16 protein-coding genes are annotated in these 20,309 nt (G+C 41.3%); 1 reads left to right on the top strand and 15 read right to left on the bottom strand.

Annotated features, from left to right (window positions below; genetic code table 11):
* Nucleotides 1–10 precede the first annotated feature (10 nt).
* The 6 genes from priA to ACNJYY_RS09170 form a co-directional block, all read right to left on the bottom strand.
* Complete coding sequence (gene priA, locus ACNJYY_RS09195) at nt 11–2,419, bottom strand: primosomal protein N' (protein WP_416731475.1); 2,409 nt, start codon at nt 2,417–2,419, stop codon at nt 11–13.
* Nucleotides 2,416–3,624 (bottom strand): bifunctional phosphopantothenoylcysteine decarboxylase/phosphopantothenate--cysteine ligase CoaBC, encoded by a 1,209-nt coding sequence (gene coaBC / locus ACNJYY_RS09190; RefSeq protein WP_416731834.1) that lies wholly within the window; start codon nt 3,622–3,624, stop codon nt 2,416–2,418. The genes priA and coaBC overlap by 4 nt, the downstream gene beginning before the upstream one ends.
* 141 nt (nt 3,625–3,765) lie before the next feature.
* Nucleotides 3,766–3,972: a DNA-directed RNA polymerase subunit omega gene (gene rpoZ / locus ACNJYY_RS09185; RefSeq protein ID WP_416731474.1), complete on the bottom strand. Its 207-nt coding sequence runs from the start codon at nt 3,970–3,972 to the stop codon at nt 3,766–3,768.
* A complete protein-coding gene (gene gmk, locus ACNJYY_RS09180; RefSeq protein WP_416731473.1) occupies nt 3,972–4,589 on the bottom strand; it encodes a guanylate kinase in 618 nt (205 codons plus the stop codon). The genes rpoZ and gmk overlap by 1 nt, the downstream gene beginning before the upstream one ends.
* 15 nt (nt 4,590–4,604) lie before the next feature.
* Entirely contained in the window at nt 4,605–4,868 is a 264-nt protein-coding gene (gene remA / locus ACNJYY_RS09175) for an extracellular matrix/biofilm regulator RemA (RefSeq protein ID WP_416731472.1), read from the bottom strand.
* 342 nt (nt 4,869–5,210) lie between these two features.
* Entirely contained in the window at nt 5,211–7,883 is a 2,673-nt protein-coding gene (locus ACNJYY_RS09170) for a calcium-translocating P-type ATPase, SERCA-type (RefSeq protein ID WP_416731471.1), read from the bottom strand.
* Between the two features lie 97 nt (nt 7,884–7,980).
* Here ACNJYY_RS09170 and ACNJYY_RS09165 point away from each other — a divergent pair, with 97 nt between their 5' ends.
* Nucleotides 7,981–9,690, top strand: a complete 1,710-nt coding sequence (locus ACNJYY_RS09165) for an Rqc2 family fibronectin-binding protein (protein WP_416731470.1) — start codon at nt 7,981–7,983, stop codon at nt 9,688–9,690.
* A gap of 346 nt (nt 9,691–10,036) precedes the next feature.
* On the opposite strand, the gene ACNJYY_RS09160 is transcribed toward ACNJYY_RS09165, so the two are convergent.
* Genes ACNJYY_RS09160 through ACNJYY_RS09120 form a run of 9 tightly spaced genes read right to left on the bottom strand, consistent with a single transcriptional unit; the run spans nt 10,037 to nt 20,224 of the window.
* On the bottom strand, nt 10,037–10,696 hold the full coding sequence (locus tag ACNJYY_RS09160) for a class I SAM-dependent methyltransferase (protein ID WP_416731833.1): 660 nt from the start codon (nt 10,694–10,696) through the stop codon (nt 10,037–10,039).
* A 31-nt stretch (nt 10,697–10,727) separates the two neighbouring features.
* On the bottom strand, nt 10,728–11,366 hold the full coding sequence (gene pyrE, locus ACNJYY_RS09155) for an orotate phosphoribosyltransferase (protein ID WP_416731469.1): 639 nt from the start codon (nt 11,364–11,366) through the stop codon (nt 10,728–10,730).
* Nucleotides 11,335–12,069, bottom strand: coding sequence for an orotidine-5'-phosphate decarboxylase (pyrF, locus tag ACNJYY_RS09150; RefSeq protein WP_416731468.1), 735 nt, complete (start codon nt 12,067–12,069; stop codon nt 11,335–11,337). The genes pyrE and pyrF overlap by 32 nt, the downstream gene beginning before the upstream one ends.
* Entirely contained in the window at nt 12,042–12,980 is a 939-nt protein-coding gene (locus ACNJYY_RS09145) for a dihydroorotate dehydrogenase (RefSeq protein WP_416731467.1), read from the bottom strand. Before ACNJYY_RS09145 ends, pyrF begins: the two co-directional genes overlap by 28 nt.
* Complete coding sequence (locus ACNJYY_RS09140) at nt 12,977–13,747, bottom strand: dihydroorotate dehydrogenase electron transfer subunit (RefSeq protein ID WP_416731466.1); 771 nt, start codon at nt 13,745–13,747, stop codon at nt 12,977–12,979. Before ACNJYY_RS09140 ends, ACNJYY_RS09145 begins: the two co-directional genes overlap by 4 nt.
* On the bottom strand, nt 13,744–16,950 hold the full coding sequence (carB, locus tag ACNJYY_RS09135) for a carbamoyl-phosphate synthase large subunit (RefSeq protein ID WP_416731465.1): 3,207 nt from the start codon (nt 16,948–16,950) through the stop codon (nt 13,744–13,746). Before carB ends, ACNJYY_RS09140 begins: the two co-directional genes overlap by 4 nt.
* A complete protein-coding gene (locus ACNJYY_RS09130; RefSeq protein ID WP_416731464.1) occupies nt 16,943–18,040 on the bottom strand; it encodes a carbamoyl phosphate synthase small subunit in 1,098 nt (365 codons plus the stop codon). The genes carB and ACNJYY_RS09130 overlap by 8 nt, the downstream gene beginning before the upstream one ends.
* Nucleotides 18,037–19,329, bottom strand: a complete 1,293-nt coding sequence (locus ACNJYY_RS09125; protein WP_416731463.1) for a dihydroorotase — start codon at nt 19,327–19,329, stop codon at nt 18,037–18,039. Before ACNJYY_RS09125 ends, ACNJYY_RS09130 begins: the two co-directional genes overlap by 4 nt.
* The gene (locus tag ACNJYY_RS09120) at nt 19,304–20,224 is read right to left on the bottom strand and encodes an aspartate carbamoyltransferase catalytic subunit (protein ID WP_416731462.1); all 921 of its coding nucleotides are present in this window, start codon (nt 20,222–20,224) and stop codon (nt 19,304–19,306) included. The genes ACNJYY_RS09125 and ACNJYY_RS09120 overlap by 26 nt, the downstream gene beginning before the upstream one ends.
* Nucleotides 20,225–20,309: the final 85 nt, after the last annotated feature.

Below are 20,309 nucleotides of genomic sequence, written 5' to 3'. Positions count from 1 at the left end.
CCTTAACTAGCTACATAAGTGTTTGGGCGTTTAAATCACCCGTTATCTGAAGATCTTTGATCTCTTTATCTTTTTGAAAATGAGCAATAATCTCTTCAAACCAGGTTCTTAGCTCTGGCTCATTTTTGTATTTTATCATGACCTGATAGCGATATCTATCCTTCACACGTGCAATGGGTGAAGTAACAGGTCCAAGAAGCAGACTATCGGGTGATAACCTCTTCGATAGGTAGGTTGCTGCTTTCTCGCTCGCTTCGACCACTTGCATGAGATCAAGATGACTGAACGTTAACAGACCTAAATAATAAAAAGGTGGATACTGATGAAGTTTCCGCGTTTGCATCTCTTGATTATAAAAGGTGTGAAAATCGTGCTTGGATGCAAGTTGAATGCTGTAATGCTGAGTATCGTATCCTTGTACAATAACCTTTCCCTCAAGTTCGTGTCTGCCTGCACGGCCACTCACTTGTGTGAGAAGCTGGAAGGTCTTTTCTGAAGCTCTAAAGTCTGGAAGATGAAGCATCGTATCTGCAGCCAAAACGCCTACTAATGTTACTTTTGGAAAATCCAGCCCTTTTGCGATCATCTGTGTACCGAGCAGGATATCAGCTTCACCGTTTTCAAATGCCGTTAACAGCTTTTCATGACTGCCTTTCTTTGATGTCGTATCAACATCCATCCGAATCACGCGTGCTTCAGGAAGAACTTTTGCAAGTTCTTCTTCAACTTTCTGTGTTCCTGTTCCAAAAAAACGGATATGTTCGGAAGTACAACTCGGACAAACAGAAGGTGTACTCTCTTTATAACCGCAATAATGGCATTTTAATTCACCAAAACGTTTGTGGTAGGTTAAAGAAATGTCACAGTGAGGACATTGTGCTACATAGCCACAATCTCTGCAAAGAATAAAAGAAGCATAGCCTCTTCTGTTCAAGAACAATACCGACTGTTCTCCTTTTTGAAGTCCGTTCTTCAGCTTGTCCATCAGAGCAAGAGAAAACATAGAGCGGTTCCCATTCTTCAGTTCTTCTCTCATATCTACTATGGTGACTTCTGGCATCGGATTAGCATGTACGCGGTTAGCTAGCTCCGCTAATTGATACCTTCCTTTTTGAGCTCTTGCATATGTCTCAAGTGCCGGTGTCGCACTTCCAAGTACGATCGGACATGAATGATAGTTTCCTCTCCATATCGCCACATCTCGTGCGTGATAACGCGGGTGATCTTCTTGTTTATAACTCGTTTCGTGCTCTTCATCGATAATGACGATTCCTAAGTTTTGGAATGGAGCAAAGATCGCGGATCGCGCTCCAACAACGACGGAAACTTCTTTTCTAAGAATCTTTCGCCATTCATCATATTTTTCTCCTATCGATAATCCACTATGAAGAACCGCAACTGCACTACCGAAACGACCTTTAAAGCGGTTTACCATCTGCGGTGTTAAAGAGATCTCAGGTACGAGTACGATAGCTTCTTTTCCTTTATCCAGTACATTTTGGATGGACTGCAGGTAGATCTCTGTTTTCCCACTTCCTGTTACACCATGGAGAAGGACCGTTTTATGCTCATTGTTCCGGATAGCTTGAAGAACCGGTTTAATCGCATTTCCTTGGTTTTCAGTTAAAACAAGAGACTGGGTTCTTTTCATAGTACGGCCTTGAAACGGGTCACGATAGACCTCTTTTTCTTCTATAGAAAGAATGCCTTTTTTCGATAGTGCTTGTGCTGTTGAGAGAGTAGCTCCTGTTTCATTTAAAATCTCCTGCAGAGAGTACTCTCCATCAGGCCGATGTAAGAGTTCTAATAGGATCGCCTTTTGTTTTTCAGCATTTTTATTCAACTTTTGAACCTGTTTTTCAGTTATCGCTCGGTCTCTTATAGAAACGAATTTTTGCTTCTTTTTATTCGCTTTATTTTTCACTTTATAAACAACATCAAGAATTCCTTCTTTCGCCAACGACTGCAAGAGTGGCAACAGATCAGGATTTGATTTTGTCACATCACTTACAGTAATCTCGTTGTTGACTGAGAGAAGGGGACGTATCGAATCTGGAAGTTTATCAGACTTCATCACTTGAAATGACTTTTCATAAGTAGCTTTCATCGCAGCTGGCAACATGGCTTGATAAGCTGTAATGTAAAAACTAAGTGTATTCTCAGCCAGCCACCTTCCTAACTCGATCAGTTCGGACGTTAACACAGGCAACGGGTCCAGAATCTCCGTAATGTTCTTCATTCCTTTTACCGTAGATGTTGATTTTACTTCTAAGATAAAACCTTGTAGCTTTCTCGGCCCAAAAGGAACGATAACACGCATACCAGGTTCAGCCCATTTTTCCCAAACTGGAGGAATTTTATAGTCAAAGGTTTTGTTTACACTTCCTGAAGGAACATCAACTACGACTGCCGCGATCATCTTTTCATCAATTCCATTACTTCTACTAATATTTCACGAGCCGCATTTTCCTTTGACAGAATGGGCAGTACCTTCTTAGTTCCATCTTTTTTGATCATTATGATCTCGTTCGTGTCGCTTCCAAAACCTGATCCTTCTTTTGAAACATCATTACCTACAACCATATCTAGGTTTTTTCGGATCATCTTATCTTTTGCATAGTTCTCAAGATTTTCTGTCTCTGCCGCAAATCCTACTAAAACTTGATGTTCTTTTTTCTCACCTAGGGACTGCAGTATATCAATCGTCTTTTTCATCTCGATCGTCCAAAGATCGTCTTTCTTCTTAAATTTCTTTGAATGCACCGTGACGGGTGTATAATCTGCTACGGCAGCACATTTAATTACAACATCTTGTTCATGAAAACGAGACATTGTCGCTTCAAACATATCTTTCGTGGAAACGATTCTTTCAATAGTAATGCCTTCGGGTTCTGGTAATGCGGTTGGTCCTGTAACAAGGGTCACATCTGCACCTAGTTTTTTTGCAACTGATGCGATTGCATATCCCATCTTGCCTGAAGAATGGTTTGTAAAATAACGAACAGGATCCAATTCTTCTCTCGTTGGACCAGCTGTTACAAGTATTTTTTTTCCAGTTAACGGCTTATCTTCAGCCTTATTTTCATTAAAATAAGCATGAACAGATTCTATCAATTCTTCTGGTTCTGCAAGTCTTCCTTTACCTATCCATCCACATGCTAAGAGCCCTTCGTTCGGTTCGATGAAACGCCATCCGAATGAAGCTAATGTTTCCATATTCTTCTTAACGGCAGGATGGTTAAACATGTTTACATTCATCGCAGGTGCGATCAAAACGTCAGCTTTTGTTGCGAGCAATGTTGTTGTAAGCATGTCATCTGCGATTCCGTTAGCTAGCTTACCGATCGAGTTTGCTGTCGCTGGAGCGATTAAAACAAGATTTGCCCAGTCTGCAAGGTCGATGTGACTAACAACTGCAGGATCTTTTTCCTCAAACGTATCTGTATAAACTTCTTCTCTTGTCAGCGTTTGAAAGGTAAGTGGTGTGATGAACTTTTGTGCAGATTCGGTAAGAATCACTTTAACTTCGTATCCATTTTGAAATAATCTACTTGCTACTGTCGCCGCTTTATATGCAGCTATTCCGCCTGAAACAGCCAGCAATATTTTCTTCTTTTCCATAATGAACCCCTTCCGCCGCTCTTGACTTATACAAGCTAACTCCATTTTACAGCATTTATATGTATTAAAAAATGTATTGAAATCTGTCGAGAACAAAAAAATAACAACCTTTAGTCAAGGTTGTATATTTTTTCGCTTGTTCTATTAATCTTCTGGTGTTTCTCCAACTTTCATCAATATACCGGATTGGATCTCTTCAAGTGCTTTACCGACAAACTTGTGTGATACAGGTTTTGCGATCTGTTGATTATCGTGTTTTTGAATCTCTCTAGCACGCTTAGAACTAAGAGTAACTAATGAGTATTTTGAATCGATCTTTTCCATAAGAGAATCGATGGATGGATATAGCATTATTTGTCATCTCCTAAAATTTTTTCGTATTTTGGACGAACTCGGTCTACTCGGCAATGCTCCGTGGTGATGATTGCTTTGATTCGATTGCAAGCAGCATCGATCTCATCATTCACAACTGAATAGTCATAGTGTCTCATGAGTTCGATTTCTTCTTTAGCAACAGACATGCGGTTGTTGATCAAATCTTCGGTCTCAGTTCCGCGTCCAACAATACGACTTCTTAGTTCATCCAGACTTGGCGGTGTTAAAAAGATAAACACACCTTCTGGAAATATGTTTTTCACTTGAAGTGCACCTTGTACCTCGATTTCTAAGATAACATCTTTACCTTCATCAAGCGTACTATTCACATACTCAATCGGTGTTCCATAATAGTTGCCAACATATTCTGCCCACTCGAGCAGTTGTTTATTTTCAATCATATCTAGAAACTCTTCTTTTGATTTAAAGAAGTATTCTACCCCATGCCGTTCGCCTTCACGCGGCTTTCTAGTCGTCGCTGAAACGGAATATTGAATGTCCAGCTTTTGTTCACGAAGCGCTTTACACACCGTTCCTTTTCCAACACCCGACGGACCGGAAAGAACAAACAGAATGCCTCTTTCTTTTTCCATAAAAACCTCCAAAACCTAACTTTCTTCTGAGCCCTCATCAACCGACATCAGTCTGTGAGCTACTGTTTCAGGCTGAACAGCTGACAAGACGACATGATCACTGTCAGTCACAACAACCGCTCTCGTTCTACGGCCATATGTAGCATCAATCAGCATGTTTTTTTCTCGTGCGACCGTGATTAATCGTTTAATCGGTGCAGATTCAGGACTGACTACCGCAATAATTCGGTGAGCAGCAACAATATTTCCGTACCCAATATTAATTAATTTCATCTTCAAACGCCCCTAACCTGCTACTATTCTAGCCAAATGGAATAACGGGTCATACGCTAATTGTACGATATTGTGAAAAACTGTACACATGTTCTTATATTTTAGCACATAATTCCTGAAATCTAAACTAATTTCCCTATTTTTAAGGAAATAGCGAAAAAAAGTTGAAAGCATTATCTTGAACCTTGTACAGCTTCGAATATTGGACTGAAGTCTAGAATCGCTCATAAAAGTCTAGAATCGCTCATCCAGCGTGCTTCGCAGCCGCTGGACGAGCGCATAAATCCCTTGTCTTGTTAAAAATAATAGAAGCTGGTACCCAAACATACGGGAACCAGCTTTATTTGTTTATCTTGCTTCTTTTTTAAACAATTGAAAGCCTGCTAGAGCAAATGTTGGAATAGATGCCATGCCAAGAACGAGCAGCCATTGTCTTATAGAGAGCGGAACCGTATGGAAAATATCTTGCAATGGTTCTACATACATCACCACAAGCAATAAAAGAATAGATGAAATAACCGCCAATACTAGGTAACCGTTCTGAAACGGATTTCTATGAAAAACAGAACGCTCACTTCTGCAATCGAACACGTGGATCAATTGTGCCATAACAAGTGTTGCAAAGGCTACGGATTGCGCGACGATCAGTTGATCTGGATTTTCTTTTAACGTGACCCAGAATGCAAGTATTGTCGCTCCACCGATCAAGAATCCCCTTGAAACGATCTTCCATCCTAACCCTCTGGAGAAGACCCCTTCTTTCGCTTGTCTTGGCTTTCTTCTCATAACGTCTTCTTCGGCCTGGTCAACACCTAATGCCATTGCCGGCAAACCATCTGTAACTAAGTTAACCCAAAGAATTTGAATCGGAACTAAAGGAAGTGGTAAGCCCATGATCATCGCAAAAAGCATTACCAAAATCTCACCTACATTGGACGCTAGAAGATAACGAATAAACTTTCTAATATTTTCATAGATGTTTCTTCCTTCTTCGATCGCTGAGCGGATCGTGGCAAAGTTATCGTCACCAAGAACAAGAGAGGATGCTTCTTTCGCCACGTCTGTTCCTGTTATACCCATTGCAATACCGATATTTGCTGACTTGATAGCTGGTGCATCATTGACGCCATCACCAGTCATAGCTACAACGTGACCTTTTCGTTGAAGTGACTTTACGATTTTTAACTTGTGCTCTGGAGATACTCGCGCGTAAACGTAAACATCTTCTGAAACTTTGTCCAATTCATCATCGCTTAATTGTGCAAGCTCAGCACCTTCCATCACTCTTCCACCGTTAGGAAGCATGTTTAGTTTTTTTGCGATACTCGCTGCTGTTACTACATGGTCTCCCGTTATCATGACGGTTTTAATACCTGCAGTCTGGCAATCCCTAATACTTTCTTCGACTTCAGGACGTGGCGGATCCATCATTCCCTGTAGTCCGATAAACGTGAGACTTCTTTCTGCAAAAGAAGCTTGTGAATAGTGCTCGCCTTCTTTTAAAGGTCGGATCGCAACAGCGATCGTCCGCAGTGCTTGGCTGCCGAGTGCATAGATCGCTTCTTTTATTCTTTCTTTATGAGCTTGCTTAATCAACTGTTTTTTATCGTCCCATACAATGTAATCACTTTTTTCAAGCAGGACATCTGGTGCTCCTTTTACTACCAGCATCTGATTTCCTTCTGTATCACGTACAACGACACTCATCATTTTCCGGGTAGAGTCAAATGGGAACTCATGCTGAATCGTAAATTGTTCACTTAAGGATTCTTTCGTTATCCCTGCTTTGTAAGCACTAACCAGTAATGCCGTTTCTGTTGGATCACCCGCTTCTAACAATGAGCCTTTCTTACCTTCTTCTATCGTGGCATTGTTACAAAGAGCTGCATATGCCAAGACTTCGGTAAGTTTATCTTCTCGTTTATTGTTTTCTTGAATACCGCCATCAATGACTTCAAAACCTTCTTCACTTACACTCCACTTTCTGCCTTGAGACCAAACACGTGTAACTGTCATCTTATTTTGAGTGAGTGTTCCTGTTTTATCAGAGCAGATGACAGTTGCACAGCCTAATGTTTCTACAGACGGCAGCTTTCGAACAATCGCTCGTTTTCGAATCATTTTTTGAACACCTAACGCCAGTGCAATTGTAACGATAGCTGGAAGTCCTTCTGGAATAGCAGCAACAGCTAACGAGACACCTGCTAAGATCATGCTGTAGAGATCATGTCCTTGCATAACACCAGCTAAAACAACCAAGACCGTTAACAGCAGCGCAAGAGCGATCAAAATTTTCCCAAGCTGTTCAAGTTTCATCTGAAGAGGTGTAGCAATGTTTTCAGCTGTTTGTATTAAATGTGCAATCTTACCCATCTCTGTTTTCATGCCTGTCGCTACGACTATACCTTGTCCCGTTCCTCTAGTGACCATCGTGCCCATGAACGCCATGTTCTCTTGATCACCCAAGTTCAAGTCTTCATTAGAAATGATGTTATTGTGTTTTTGTGCAGGAACAGATTCACCCGTTAGAGCTGACTCCTCTATTTGTAACCCGGATGTTTTTAGGAGCCTGATGTCTGCTCCCACACGATCGCCGCTCTTTACTTTTATCACGTCGCCTATAACAACGTCTTTCGCAGCGATTGACACCCATCTCCCTTCTCTTAGAACCTGTGCACTTGGTGCAGAAAGTTCTTTTAGTGAAGCTAAGGATCTTTCAGCTTTTCTCTCTTGAATAAAACCTAGAATACCGTTCATCACCACGATTAATATAATGGCGATCGCGTCTAAATATTCTCCTAAGAAACCGGATAACAATGTAGCCGCTAAGAGGACGAGGACCATAAAGTCTTTAAATTGGGCAAGGAACATTAAAATGGCAGACTGCTTCTTTCCTTCTTCTAGCTGGTTCGGTCCATCTAACTTTAACCTTCGTTCTTGCTCACTTTTTGAGAGCCCTTCTTCCATCCTGCTGTTAAGAATGGATTCAATTTCGTCTTGCGGCAGCTGGTACCAATTCATAGCTTCCACCTCTGATAAGATTAGTTAATAGCATTTATATGCAGGCATGTCCGCAAAAATGCTATACTATGAATCAGAAATAAGAGGTGACCATAATATGAGTTTTGACGGAATAATGACACGTGCCATAACAACTGAACTACAAAACACACTTACTTCAGGACGGATCTCAAAAGTTTATCAGCCACATAAGACAGATCTTGTATTTACGATCCGAGCGAACGGAAAAAATCATAAACTGCTATTATCTGCGAATCCTTCTTTTGCAAGAGTACATCTTACGGAACATACGTATGAGAATCCAGAGACTCCTCCTATGTTCTGTATGCTTCTGAGAAAGCATTTGGAAGGTGCTTTTATTGAAAAGATCGAACAGCTTGATCTTGAGAGAATCATAACGATCACTGTTAAAAATAGAGATGAGATCGGTGACGAAACGACAAAAGTACTATATATCGAAATCATGGGAAGACACAGCAACATCATTTTAGTCGATCAAAAATCGGAGAAGATCGTTGATAGCATTAAGCACATTCCTAGCTTTCAAAATCGACACCGTACCATCCTTCCAGGTTTTGAATACATCATGCCTCCTGCACAAGAAAAAACAGATCCTTTTACAGTGACAAGTGTAGATGAATTTATTTCGAAGATTTCTTGGAACGAAGGAAAATTGGATAAACAACTCTTATCCAGGTTCAGCGGGTTCTCTCCTTTAATCGCTAAAGAAATTGTGCAAAGAGCGGGTCTCTCGGTTAAAAACGAAGTGGCGGACGCCTTTTTCAGTGTGATGAAGCAATTAACAAATCAAGAATATGAACCTCAAATGATCACAAACGATAAGAAAGAGTATTTTTCAATTCTTTCCCTGCATCATGTGACGGGTGAAATCCGATCGTTTGATACGGTCAGTCAGATGCTTGATCGGTATTTTTATGGAAAAGCGGATCGTGATCGAATCAAACAACAAGCAAACGATCTTGAAAAATATCTTTCGAACGAATACGACAAGATTAAGAAAAAGATAGGAAAATTAGAAACAGAACTTCAACAAACTCACAATGCCGAGGAGTATCAACGAAAAGGCGAACTTCTCACCGCTTATATGTATCTGGCGAAAAAGGGAGATCGTGAAGTTGAGGTCGAAGACTACTTCACTGAAGATCAACCACTTGTAAAAATTACGCTTGATCCACTTAAATCACCTGCTGATAACGCACAGAGCTACTTTAAAAAGTATGCGAAACTAAAAAAATCCGTTTCTATTATTAAAGATCAGATCGAAAAAGCAAAAAATGAACTGCTTTATTTTGAACGTCTGATCGTTCAGATGGATTCAGCATCCATGAAAGATGTTGAAGAAATTAGAGAAGAGCTTGGTGAAGGCGGTTATTTGAAACATAGACAAAGTAAGAACAAGAAAAAGCAAAACAAGACGCCACAGCCTGAAAAGTTCACATCTACTGATGGAACAGAGATCCTAGTAGGTAAGAACAATAAACAGAACGACTATCTGACATTTAAGTTATCAAGAGCAAATGAAACATGGCTTCATACGAAGGACATTCCAGGTTCTCATGTTTTGATCCGCTCGACGGATCCAAGTGAAACAGCTATTAAAGAAGCAGCCGTTTTGGCAGGATTTTTCAGCAAAGCTAAAAATTCGAGTTCGGTTCCTGTTGATTTTACGTTAGTAAAACATGTGAAGAAGCCTAACGGGGCAAAGCCTGGATTTGTCATTTATGACAATCAGCAGACGCTTTTCGTGACGCCGGATGAAGATCTTGTTTTTCGGTTGAAAAAGTAAGCAGATTTTAAAGCACTTGCTTTGACGTTTTAAAAGAGTTGATTTCCGCTACAAGATGCTCGCTTTTCCGCGGGGTGTGCGGTAAGCCACCTAGCGCTTTGCGCTGATAGGTGTCTCACCTGTCACACTGATCCCGCAGGAGTCTCGCACCTTACGCTCCAATCAAGTAATCAGTGAAGTATTTTAATACCTTGGAAGTCTATATACAGGATGTTAACTTAAACGGTGCTTCTTTAAGTGTGCCTCCTCAATCCTGGACTTTCCAAAAACTCCATTGAATTAATCTTTTCTGACCAAAAAAATACCATAAGCAGGTACCAATTAAAAAACGCAGAGCAGCTTGATTTTAGCTGTTCTGCGTTTTTTTTGCTTTACTGATAATGGCGAGGCCACCTAACACTTCATGATGTTGAATCTCTGTAAAATGCAGGTTGTGCAGTAACTCTGTCATTTCATCTGTTGAATAGCGATGTCTTCTCGTACTTACATTAGACCATTTTAAAAGTGCTGTTCGTTCGAACCCAGAAATATCGTTTTCCTTTGCGTAAGAAGCAGCGTTTTCTTGACTCATTTTTCCGCTAGGATTCAGCATGACGATATGACCATCATCTTTTAGAACGCGATGAACCTCATTGATACCTTTAGCGGGATCGGGCAATAAAAACATTACACAAGTTGATAGAGCGAGATGAAACGACTCATCCCCAAAAGGAAGATTTTCTGCATCCGCAACAATAAACTCACTTTTGCCACTTAACTCATGATAAAAGAACTGCTGAATGCTAGCCTTGACCATCTCTGAAGACAGATCCACGCCGACAAGCCTATTTGCTTCCTCAGCTCCACGCAACAACAATCTTCCCGTTCCGCATCCCACATCTAGAACATCTTTTTCACGCCATGACCCTGTTACTTCTTTTAAACGATCATGAACGTTCTTCAGCCAAGTTGTCCTTGCCATGCTGTCAAAAAAGGAAACAAGTTCATCAAATTCTTCACCGTTCATTTTTCTCAAAATGTATTCTCCTTACGTAACACTATTTGGAAAAAGAGGCAGCTCCCCAATGTTCAGGATCTTGTTGCCATTCTTTTAATAAAGAAAGCCCTTGTTCACTTATCTTTCCGCTTTCTTGTGCTTCCTCTATTAATGTACTAAAGTTTGTTACGGTTTGAAAAGAAATATCCAACTCACCAAGTGCTGAATCCGCCTTTTTCAAACCATAACTAAAGATGGCTACAACACCGAGCACCTCTATCCCTGCTTCACGAAGAGCAAGTACGGATTGGATAGAGCTTTTGCCGGTTGAGATCAAGTCTTCAACAACTACGGCCTTCTTACTTTTATCCGTTAACCCTTCGATCTGGTTCGTTTTTCCATGTGCTTTCGCACTCGATCTTACGTAACACATCGGTAATTCCATCTGATCAGCTACAAAGGCAGCATGAGGAATGCCTGCTGTTGCTGTTCCGGCGATAAGATCAGCTTCTGGGTAATGCTTCTCTATTAACGCCGAAAGCTCTCCAGCTACTTGTTTACGAATCTCTGGATACGCAATAATCAATCGGTTATCGCAATAAATGGGAGACTTCATCCCAGAGGACCACGTGTATGGATTTTCAGGTGACAAAGTTACGGCCTCAATGTTAAGCAAATGTTGGGAAGTTGTTGTTTTCATGACTATCTCTCCATTCATGTAATATTTCAGAATAAGTTGCAACAGGTGTTTTTGATTGTGTGATACTTCTGCCGATCACCATATAATCAGAGCCTTTTAACGCAGCTTCTCTTGGTGTTGCAACACGAGCTTGATCATGTGTATCAGAGCCGCTCGGACGGATTCCTGGTGTTACAGTCAAAAAGTTCTTTCCGCAAACATCCTTGATCATCCTAGCTTCTTGCACGGAGCAAACGACACCATCTAATCCTGCATTTTTCGCAAGATCTGCATAATGAGTCACACACTCCTTCATATCAATGTTCTTGATCAAGAGTTCTTCGTTCAATTCTCTTTCTGTTGTACTTGTAAGCTGTGTGACGGCAATTAATTTTGTATGATGAGCACCAGCTGCTAGTAAACCTTCTTTTGCAGCTCTCATCATTTGAGTTCCGCCTGCGGCATGAACATTCACCATGTCAATGTTCAGTCCACCAAGGACCTTCATGGCTTTATGAACAGTAGTCGGAATGTCATGTAACTTCAAATCAAGAAAGATACGAAAGTTTTTTTCTTTTAGCCATTTGATAAAAGAAGTTCCTTCCGCATAAAAAAGCTCCATACCGACCTTTACATAAGGTGACTGCTCTTCAAAGTTTGATAGAAAGGATTTTGCTTGATCGGCATTCTTAAAATCTAACGCGATGATAACGGGGTTTTCCATTGCTTCGTACTCCTTCCTGTCATCTCACTAATATTTTCTACGCCAATCTCATCTAGCAGCTTAGGGAGTTGCTCTATGATCTCAGGACAAACGTAAGGATTTACAAAGTTTGCTGTACCGACTGCAACTGCTGATGCGCCAGCAGACATCATCTCAAGGACATCTTCTGCTGTGCTGACACCTCCCATGCCGATAATCGGAAGTGATACTTTTTGACTTACTTCATAGATCATCCGAATGGCTACAGGTTTGATGGCTGGTCCTGAAAGTCCGCCCGTCTTATTTGCCAAAATTGGATGACCTGTTCTCCAATTGAGCTTCATACCAACTAGTGTATTGATCATCGAAAGACCATCAGCCCCTGCTTCTTCGACTGCTTGTGCCATTTCAACAATGTTAGAAACATTGGGCGAAAGCTTCACATAAACGGGTTTTTCAGATACGGCTTTCACTTTTCTTGTCAGATCTGCTGCAGATCTGTAGTGTGTTCCAAATTGAATTCCGCCTTCTTTTACGTTTGGACACGAAATGTTAAGTTCTACTGCAGATACTCGAGCAGAAGAAGAGATCTGTCTTGTAACTTCGATATACTCTTCTTCTGTAGATCCTGCAATATTAGCTAATATTGGAATGTTATAAGGTTCCAAAGCAGGAATTTCATTTTCTAATATTTTCATTACACCTGGGTTTTGAAGGCCGATAGCGTTTAACATTCCACTTTCTGTTTCAGCTACTCGAGGAGTAGGGTTGCCGAAACGTCCCTCTAGAGTAGCTGCTTTTATCGTAATACCCCCTAGCACACTTAAGTCGTACCACTTGGCATATTCTTTTCCGAATCCAAAACAACCGGATGCAGGAAGGATAGGGTTTTTCATTTTTAACCCTGGCAATGAAACATGAAGTCTACTCATAGTACAACCTCCCCCATCTTAAATACCGGTCCATCACTGCAAATTTTTACATATCCTGATTCTCTCGTTTCGGTTGGGCATACACAGGCAAAACATGCGCCGATTCCACAGCCCATCCGTTCTTCTAATGAAAGATATCCACGAAGACCAGTCGCTCTCTCTTCTACCGCTTTAAGCATGATCGCCGGTCCTACAGAATAGATGACCGGTTCATCTTCAACAACGTTCATCATCGCGTCTGTTACAAATCCTTTTATTCCAAGGGATCCATCTACAGTTGTCACGATGGTTTCACCGATATCTTTAAACTTTTCAATGTAAAAGCTGTCTTCAATCGATTGATAACCCAGAATAAATGTAACTTCTATACCTTTTTCCTTAAGATGCTTACCAAGGTAATACAGAGGTGGTACACCGATTCCTCCCCCGATGAGCAGTGCATTTTTGTTATGATCCATCTCAGTGAGTTCAAACCCGTTACCTAGCGGACCTAGTACGTCTACTACTTCCCCTGCTGATTTATGACTGAGCTGTTTTGTACCCTCTCCTTGTGCACGGTACAAAAGTGTTACTTCTTTTCTCTCTAGATCTACATCGCAGATCGAAAGTGGGCGGCGCAATAGTTTTGACGATTGATTACCTATAGAGACATGGAGAAACTGACCAGGTGTAGTCATGCTTCCTACACCAGGGCCAGTCAATTTCATCTCAAATATATTTCTAGCGATCTCTATATTTGATGTAATGTTCAACAAGTGCTTCTTCATACGAGCACCTTGTCTTTTTTTGTGAATGCTGAAAGCGCGTGTGCTGAGAACGAGATAGACTCTAGTACTTCTAATAGAGCGACTGACGTATCTAAGTTTGTTAAACAAACGACTCCGTTCTCTGCGCATTCTCTTCGAATGCGGAATCCATCTCTCGCCGGAATCTTCCCTTTTGTTAATGTGTTAACAACAAATTGCGCTTCGTCTTTACGAATAACTTCTAAGAGATTTCTTCCTTCTGATCCGATCTTGCCAACGACATCGACTGGGATTCCTTCTTGTTCAATGATGTTCGCCGTTCCTTCCGTTGCCATGATCGTATAACCGATCTCGTAAAATCTCTTTACCATCTCTAGTGCTTCTTCTTTGTCTTTATCTGCTACTGTAAAGAGTACAGTTCCGTGCGTTGGAATTTTCATACCTGAAGCGATCAAGCCTTTGTAGAGTGCTTTTTGAAGATTCTTATCTCTTCCCATCACTTCACCCGTTGATTTCATTTCAGGCCCTAAATACGTATCCACTCGACGCAGTTTTGCGAACGAGAACACCGGAACCTTGACTGAAACTTCATCTGCTTCCTTCTGATAACCCGTTTCGTAGCCTTGACTTGCTAGTTTTTCACCTAAAATAACTTTTGTAGCAACGTTAGCCATCGGCACACCTGTGATCTTGCTTAAGAAGGGTACAGTTCGGCTTGAGCGCGGATTTACTTCAAGCACATACACTTCATTCTTGTGCCAAACGAACTGGATGTTCAAAAGTCCGATGATCTTTAACCCTTTTGCGATTGAGATGGTTCTGTCAATGATCTTCTGCTTGATCTCATCAGGCAGCGTTTGAGGAGGATAGACGGCGATTGAGTCTCCTGAGTGAACACCTGCACGCTCTATATGCTCCATCATTCCTGGGATAAAAACATCTTTTCCGTCTGAGATCGCATCAACTTCGATCTCTTTTCCTTCAAGATATCGATCGACTAATACCGGATGATCAGGATTTACTTTAGCTGCGTTCTCCATATATTGAAGAAGTTCGCTTTCTTGGTATACGATCTCCATTGCTCTGCCACCAAGCACGTATGATGGTCGAACGAGAACAGGATATCCGATCGAATTTGCGATGGTCACCGCATCCTTAACGGAGAAAGCCGTTTTCCCAGCCGGTTGCGGAATCTCTAACTGTTTCATCACTTGTTCAAATCGCTCTCTGTCTTCAGCTAAGTCCATACTGTCTAGTGATGTACCAAGAATCTTAATTCCTCTTCTTTCAAGTTCTTCTGATAAGTTGATCGCTGTTTGTCCACCGAATTGTACGATTACACCTTCTGGCTTCTCATGGTCGATCACATGCATAACATCTTCTACCGTTAGCGGTTCAAAATAAAGCTTGTCTGACATGCTAAAGTCTGTAGAAACCGTTTCTGGGTTGTTATTGATGATGATGGCTTCATACCCTGCTTCCTGAATCGCCCACACTGTATGAACAGTCGCATAATCAAATTCAATGCCTTGACCGATTCGGATCGGACCAGATCCTAGAACGACCACACTCTTTTTGTCTGTGATGATGGATTCATCTTCTTCCGCATACGTTCCGTAGTAATAAGGAGTCGCTGACTCAAACTCAGCAGCACACGTGTCTACCATTTTGAAAACGGGCTTGATTCTCTCATTCAAACGGAACTGATACAGATCATACTCGTCCATTTCCCAAGCTTGTGCAATCCAACGATCGCTGAATCCTTTTTCTTTTGCTTTCTTTAAAATGACAGCATCTTTCTTGCGTTCTTTTACTCGTTTCTCTAAAAGAATGATGCCGTGAAGCTTTTCTAAGAAGAAATAATCAATCTTTGTCCATTCGTGTATCTGTTCTACTGTAATCCCCATTCTTAGAGCTTCTGCGATGTAGAACAGCCTTTCATCATCAGCTCTCAAGATTTTTTCTTGTACTTCAGATTCTGTTAAGTTTTTCTCTTTCACATCAAGGTGGAAAGCCGAAATCTCAAGAGATCGTACCGCTTTTAAAAGGGACTCTTCAAAGTTACGGCCGATCGCCATCACTTCTCCTGTTGCTTTCATCTGTGTTCCAAGTTTGCGGTTCGCGCCTTCGAACTTATCAAATGGCCATCTTGGAATCTTTGAAACGATATAATCTAGTGCAGGCTCGAAACATGCATAAGTAGTTCCCGTCACTGGGTTTTTAATTTCATCGAGTGTGTAGCCGACTGCGATCTTTGCGGCTAACTTCGCAATCGGATAGCCTGTTGCTTTAGAAGCGAGAGCAGACGAACGGCTTACACGTGGATTTACTTCGATCACATAATATTGAGAGCTTTCAGGATCTAGAGCTAGCTGTACGTTACAGCCTCCTTCAATTTTTAGTGCTCTTATAATTTTTAAGGACGCGTTTCGTAAGAGTTGATAATCTCTATCCGTAAGCGTTTGACTCGGAGCTACGACAATAGAGTCACCTGTGTGAATTCCTACAGGGTCGATGTTTTCCATGTTACAAACAACGATTGCAGTGTCGTTCTTGTCTCGCATCACTTCATATTCGATCTCTTTGAATCCTGCGATACTTTTTTCGATCAATACTTGTCCTACAGGACTTGCATGCAATCCAGATGGCGTGATCTCTAAGAACTCTTCTTCATTTGTTACGATTCCTCCACCTGTTCCACCAAGAGTAAACGCAGGACGGATGATCACTGGATAGCCGTTCTCAGCAACGAATGCTCTTGCTTCTTCCATATTATGAACGATTGCGCTCTCGGGAACTGGTTCGTTCAGCTCTCTCATCAACTCTCTGAACAAATCTCGGTCTTCCGCTTGCTGAATAGAAGGAAGTTTTGTACCTAATAATTCCACATTGTATTCGTCTAGGACACCTGAGTTAAAAAGTTCAACCGCTAGATTCAGACCTGTCTGGCCACCTAAAGTAGCTAGCAGTCCATCTGGACGTTCTTGACGTATGATACGAGATACAAACTCTAGAGTTAGAGGTTCGATATACACTTTATCCGCCATATTTGGATCTGTCATGATCGTCGCAGGATTAGAGTTTACTAGTACAACTTCATACCCTTCTTCTTTTAAAGCTTGGCAAGCCTGTGTCCCAGCATAATCAAATTCTGCAGCTTGTCCAATCACGATCGGTCCGGAACCAATCACTAGAATTTTTCGGATGTCATGTCGTTTAGGCATATTGCATCAAACCTTCTTTCTTAGTTGTTTTGATCATGTTCATGAAATCATCAAAGATCGGATTCGAGTCTTGTGGTCCTGGTGAAGCTTCTGGATGATACTGAATGGAAAACGCTGGTTTTACTTTATGTTTCAATCCCTCTACAGTTCCATCATTTACGGCTTGGTGTGTTAGAACGAGCTCAGAGTTTTTTAGAGACTCTTCTGTTACTGTATAACCATGGTTTTGTGAAGTGAGGGCAATCTTACCAGTCTCAAGATCTTTAACCGGATGGTTAGATCCTCGGTGTCCGAACTTTAGCTTCTCAGTATCCGCACCGCATGCAAGAGCTAAAAGCTGATGTCCTAAACAGATTCCTAAGATCGGGATGTTATTTTTTAAAAGCTCTTGAATCATAGTTATTCCTGAGTGTACGTCTTTTGGATCTCCAGGTCCGTTGCTCAAGAGCACACCATCTGGTTGAAGACGGATGATATCTGCTGCAGATGTGTTGTGCGGAACAACGATCACATCACATAATCTTCTCGACAACTCACGTAACATTCCGCTTTTCACTCCAAAATCTACGACTACTACTCGATAACCGCTGTTTGGTAAGTGATAGGGTGTTTTTGTTGATACCTTCGTCACTTGATTCGTTATTCGCTCTTCTGCATTCAAGTTCTTTATCACTTCTTCAGCATTCTCGATAGAATTCGTCATTCTGCCTTTAAGCGTTCCGTGCTGTCGGATCTTTCTTGTAAGTTTACGTGTGTCAATGCTATATAAACCTGGAATATCTTTTGCTGTCAGCCAGCTGCTTAATGACTGCATGCCTTCATGATGATTTGGAAATTCAGCATGCTCATTTACAATGATTCCGCTCGTTGCAGGACGAATCGATTCATAGTCAGAACGGTTGATCCCGTAGTTTCCTACTAGTGGATACGTAAAGCAGATAATTTGATCACAATAAGAAGGATCAGTCATTACTTCCTGATATCCTGTCATACTTGTTGTGAATACTACCTCACCACTCGATTCACGTTGTGAACCAAAAGCTAATCCGTTAAAAATCGTTCCATCTTCTAAAATTAAGTAGCGTTTCATACTAAGCTCTCCTCTCGTTGATAAACAAGCTTTCCACCAAAAATGGTCGCAACCGGCCATCCTATACAGTTCCAGCCGTCAAACGGTGTATTCTTTCCTTTAGAAACAAAATCCTTAGCATTGATTGTTTCTTCTTTTTCTAGGTCGATGATTGTAAGATCTGCAAGTGAACCTTCATCAAGTGTGCCGTATGGCAGATTAAAGCATTTAGAAGGCTTCTTCGTCATCTTGTCCACTAGTTCTTGCAGCGTGAATAGATTCTTTTTCACAACAAGCTCTGTATATAGAAGCGGAAAAGCTGTTTCCAAACCTACGATTCCAAAAGGAGCAAGTTCTACATTCTGTGCTTTCTCTTCTTCACTATGTGGAGCATGGTCCGTTGCGATAAAATCTAGCGTTCCATCTTTTAATCCCTCTATTAATGCGTGTCGATCAGCTTCACTTCTTAAAGGGGGGTTCATTTTATAATGTGTATCGTTCGCCTTAATGTCGTTATCACTTAAGATCAAATGATGCGGTGTAACTTCTGCAGTGACTTTTATGCCTGCAGATTTCGCATCTCGTATGACTCGAACAGACTCTTTCGTACTCACGTGACAAACATGATATCTAGCATCTGCTGCTTCAGCGAGTAATACATCACGTGCGATGTGAACAGATTCACTTACAGATGGAATTCCAGGCAGACTTTCTTTTTTCGTAAAATCACCTTCGTGGAACGCGCCTCCTTTAGGAAGAAGCGTATTGTCTTCGCAATGTGCTACGATGACAGCTCCATTGCGATTTGCTTCCTTCATCGCGTTAAGCATCATCCCCGCTGACTGCACTCCCACTCCATCATCCGTAAAAGCGAATGCGCCACCCTCTAGAAGTGTTTCAAAGTCTGTGAGTTCACTCCCAATCTGTCTCGTAGTAATCGATGCGTAAGGAAGTACTCTGCAGTTTGCCGTGTCTTTGATCTTACTCTGTACAAGAGCTAATGTTTCTTTGCTATCTGGTACAGGTCGCGTGTTTGGCATCGCAGCCAGAGTTGTATAGCCACCTTTTACGGCTGCTTTCGTTCCTGATGCGATGGTCTCTTTATGTTCGCCACCAGGCTCTCTCAAGTGAACATGAAGATCTACAAATCCTGGTGTTACTAACTTTCCTGCAACATCAAACACTTCATGATTCTCTATCGCGATATCTTTCTCTACCTTTTGAATTCTGTTATCCACAATTAAGATATCCGTTTGCACAAGATTGTTGTTTCCGTCTAGAATCTTAGCGTTTTTTAATAAGTAGCTCATCGTTAATAGCCTCCTGATTCGTATTCAATGCCCATCTCAATACCGCCATTCGAATAAAAACACCATTCTGTACTTGCTTAAAAATTCTTGAGCGTTCACACTCTACAAGTTCATCCGCTAGTTCAACGCCTCGATTTACAGGAGCTGGATGCATGATGATGCTGTGTGCTTTCATCTTTTTCTCTCGTTCAACCGTTAGACCATATTGCTGATGATAATCATCTTTCGTGAGACAAATAGAAGCGCTATGTCTTTCATGTTGTATTCTGAGCATCATAAGAGCATCAGCTCGTTCGACTGCCTCATCCATTGGAATGAAGTCTTCTTTCCATTCATCTACGAACCATTCTTCTGGACCAGAAAACAACACTCTAGCTCCTATTTTTCTAAGGACTTCTGCGTTTGACCGAGCAACACGGCTATGTAGGATGTCGCCTACAATTACAACTGTTAATCCCTGTAGTACGATGAATTCTTGTTGAATCGTTAATAGATCTAACAGAGATTGAGTCGGGTGATTGCCACAGCCATCACCTGCGTTGATGATCGGAACATTTATTTTTTCAGCTAAGCCATCGAAATAGCGATCTTCAGGATGCCTTATAACAAATGCCTCCACGCCTATTTCCTCTAGCGTTCGTAACGTATCGTAAAGCGTCTCTCCTTTTTGCACGGAGGATCCATTAACTTCTACGTTTAAAGGTTTCATGCCAAGTCTGTGTTCTGCAGCTTCAAAACTGAACCTTGTTCTTGTACTTGGCTCAAAAAATAAATTCGCGATCAACTTTTGCTTAAAGATCTCATCTTGCTTTCCGCTTTTAAACTCTTCTGCTTTTCGCAATATGAACTGAATGTCTTCGATCGATAACTCATTCATCTTTAGTAAATGGTTCATTCTAATCTCTCCTTTTGACATAAAAATAGCACCCTGAAGTTTTTTTCAGGGTGCTCTTAACAGAAGAAGAACATCGTTCCTCTCG

The organism is Fictibacillus tiangongensis, assembly GCF_048083785.1.
Lineage (GTDB): Bacteria > Bacillota > Bacilli > Bacillales > Fictibacillaceae > Fictibacillus.
The sequence above is the reverse complement of the archived record's forward strand: the minus strand, read 5'-3'. Positions and strand labels throughout refer to the sequence as shown.

Bases quoted from the DNA above. Each gene is read 5' to 3' on its own strand.
- priA (WP_416731475.1), bottom strand. From the start codon at position 2,419: ATGATCGCGGCAGTCGTAGTTGATGTTCCTTCAGGAAGTGTAAACAAA.
- rpoZ (WP_416731474.1), bottom strand. From the start codon at position 3,972: ATGCTATATCCATCCATCGATTCTCTTATGGAAAAGATCGATTCAAAA.
- gmk (WP_416731473.1), bottom strand. From the start codon at position 4,589: ATGGAAAAAGAAAGAGGCATTCTGTTTGTTCTTTCCGGTCCGTCGGGT.
- ACNJYY_RS09170 (WP_416731471.1), bottom strand. From the start codon at position 7,883: ATGAATTGGTACCAGCTGCCGCAAGACGAAATTGAATCCATTCTTAAC.
- ACNJYY_RS09165 (WP_416731470.1), top strand. From the start codon at position 7,981: ATGAGTTTTGACGGAATAATGACACGTGCCATAACAACTGAACTACAA.
- ACNJYY_RS09160 (WP_416731833.1), bottom strand. From the start codon at position 10,696: ATGAACGGTGAAGAATTTGATGAACTTGTTTCCTTTTTTGACAGCATG.
- pyrE (WP_416731469.1), bottom strand. From the start codon at position 11,366: ATGAAAACAACAACTTCCCAACATTTGCTTAACATTGAGGCCGTAACT.
- pyrF (WP_416731468.1), bottom strand. From the start codon at position 12,069: ATGGAAAACCCCGTTATCATCGCGTTAGATTTTAAGAATGCCGATCAA.
- ACNJYY_RS09145 (WP_416731467.1), bottom strand. From the start codon at position 12,980: ATGAGTAGACTTCATGTTTCATTGCCAGGGTTAAAAATGAAAAACCCT.
- ACNJYY_RS09140 (WP_416731466.1), bottom strand. From the start codon at position 13,747: ATGAAGAAGCACTTGTTGAACATTACATCAAATATAGAGATCGCTAGA.
- carB (WP_416731465.1), bottom strand. From the start codon at position 16,950: ATGCCTAAACGACATGACATCCGAAAAATTCTAGTGATTGGTTCCGGA.
- ACNJYY_RS09130 (WP_416731464.1), bottom strand. From the start codon at position 18,040: ATGAAACGCTACTTAATTTTAGAAGATGGAACGATTTTTAACGGATTA.
- ACNJYY_RS09125 (WP_416731463.1), bottom strand. From the start codon at position 19,329: ATGAGCTACTTATTAAAAAACGCTAAGATTCTAGACGGAAACAACAAT.
- ACNJYY_RS09120 (WP_416731462.1), bottom strand. From the start codon at position 20,224: ATGAACCATTTACTAAAGATGAATGAGTTATCGATCGAAGACATTCAG.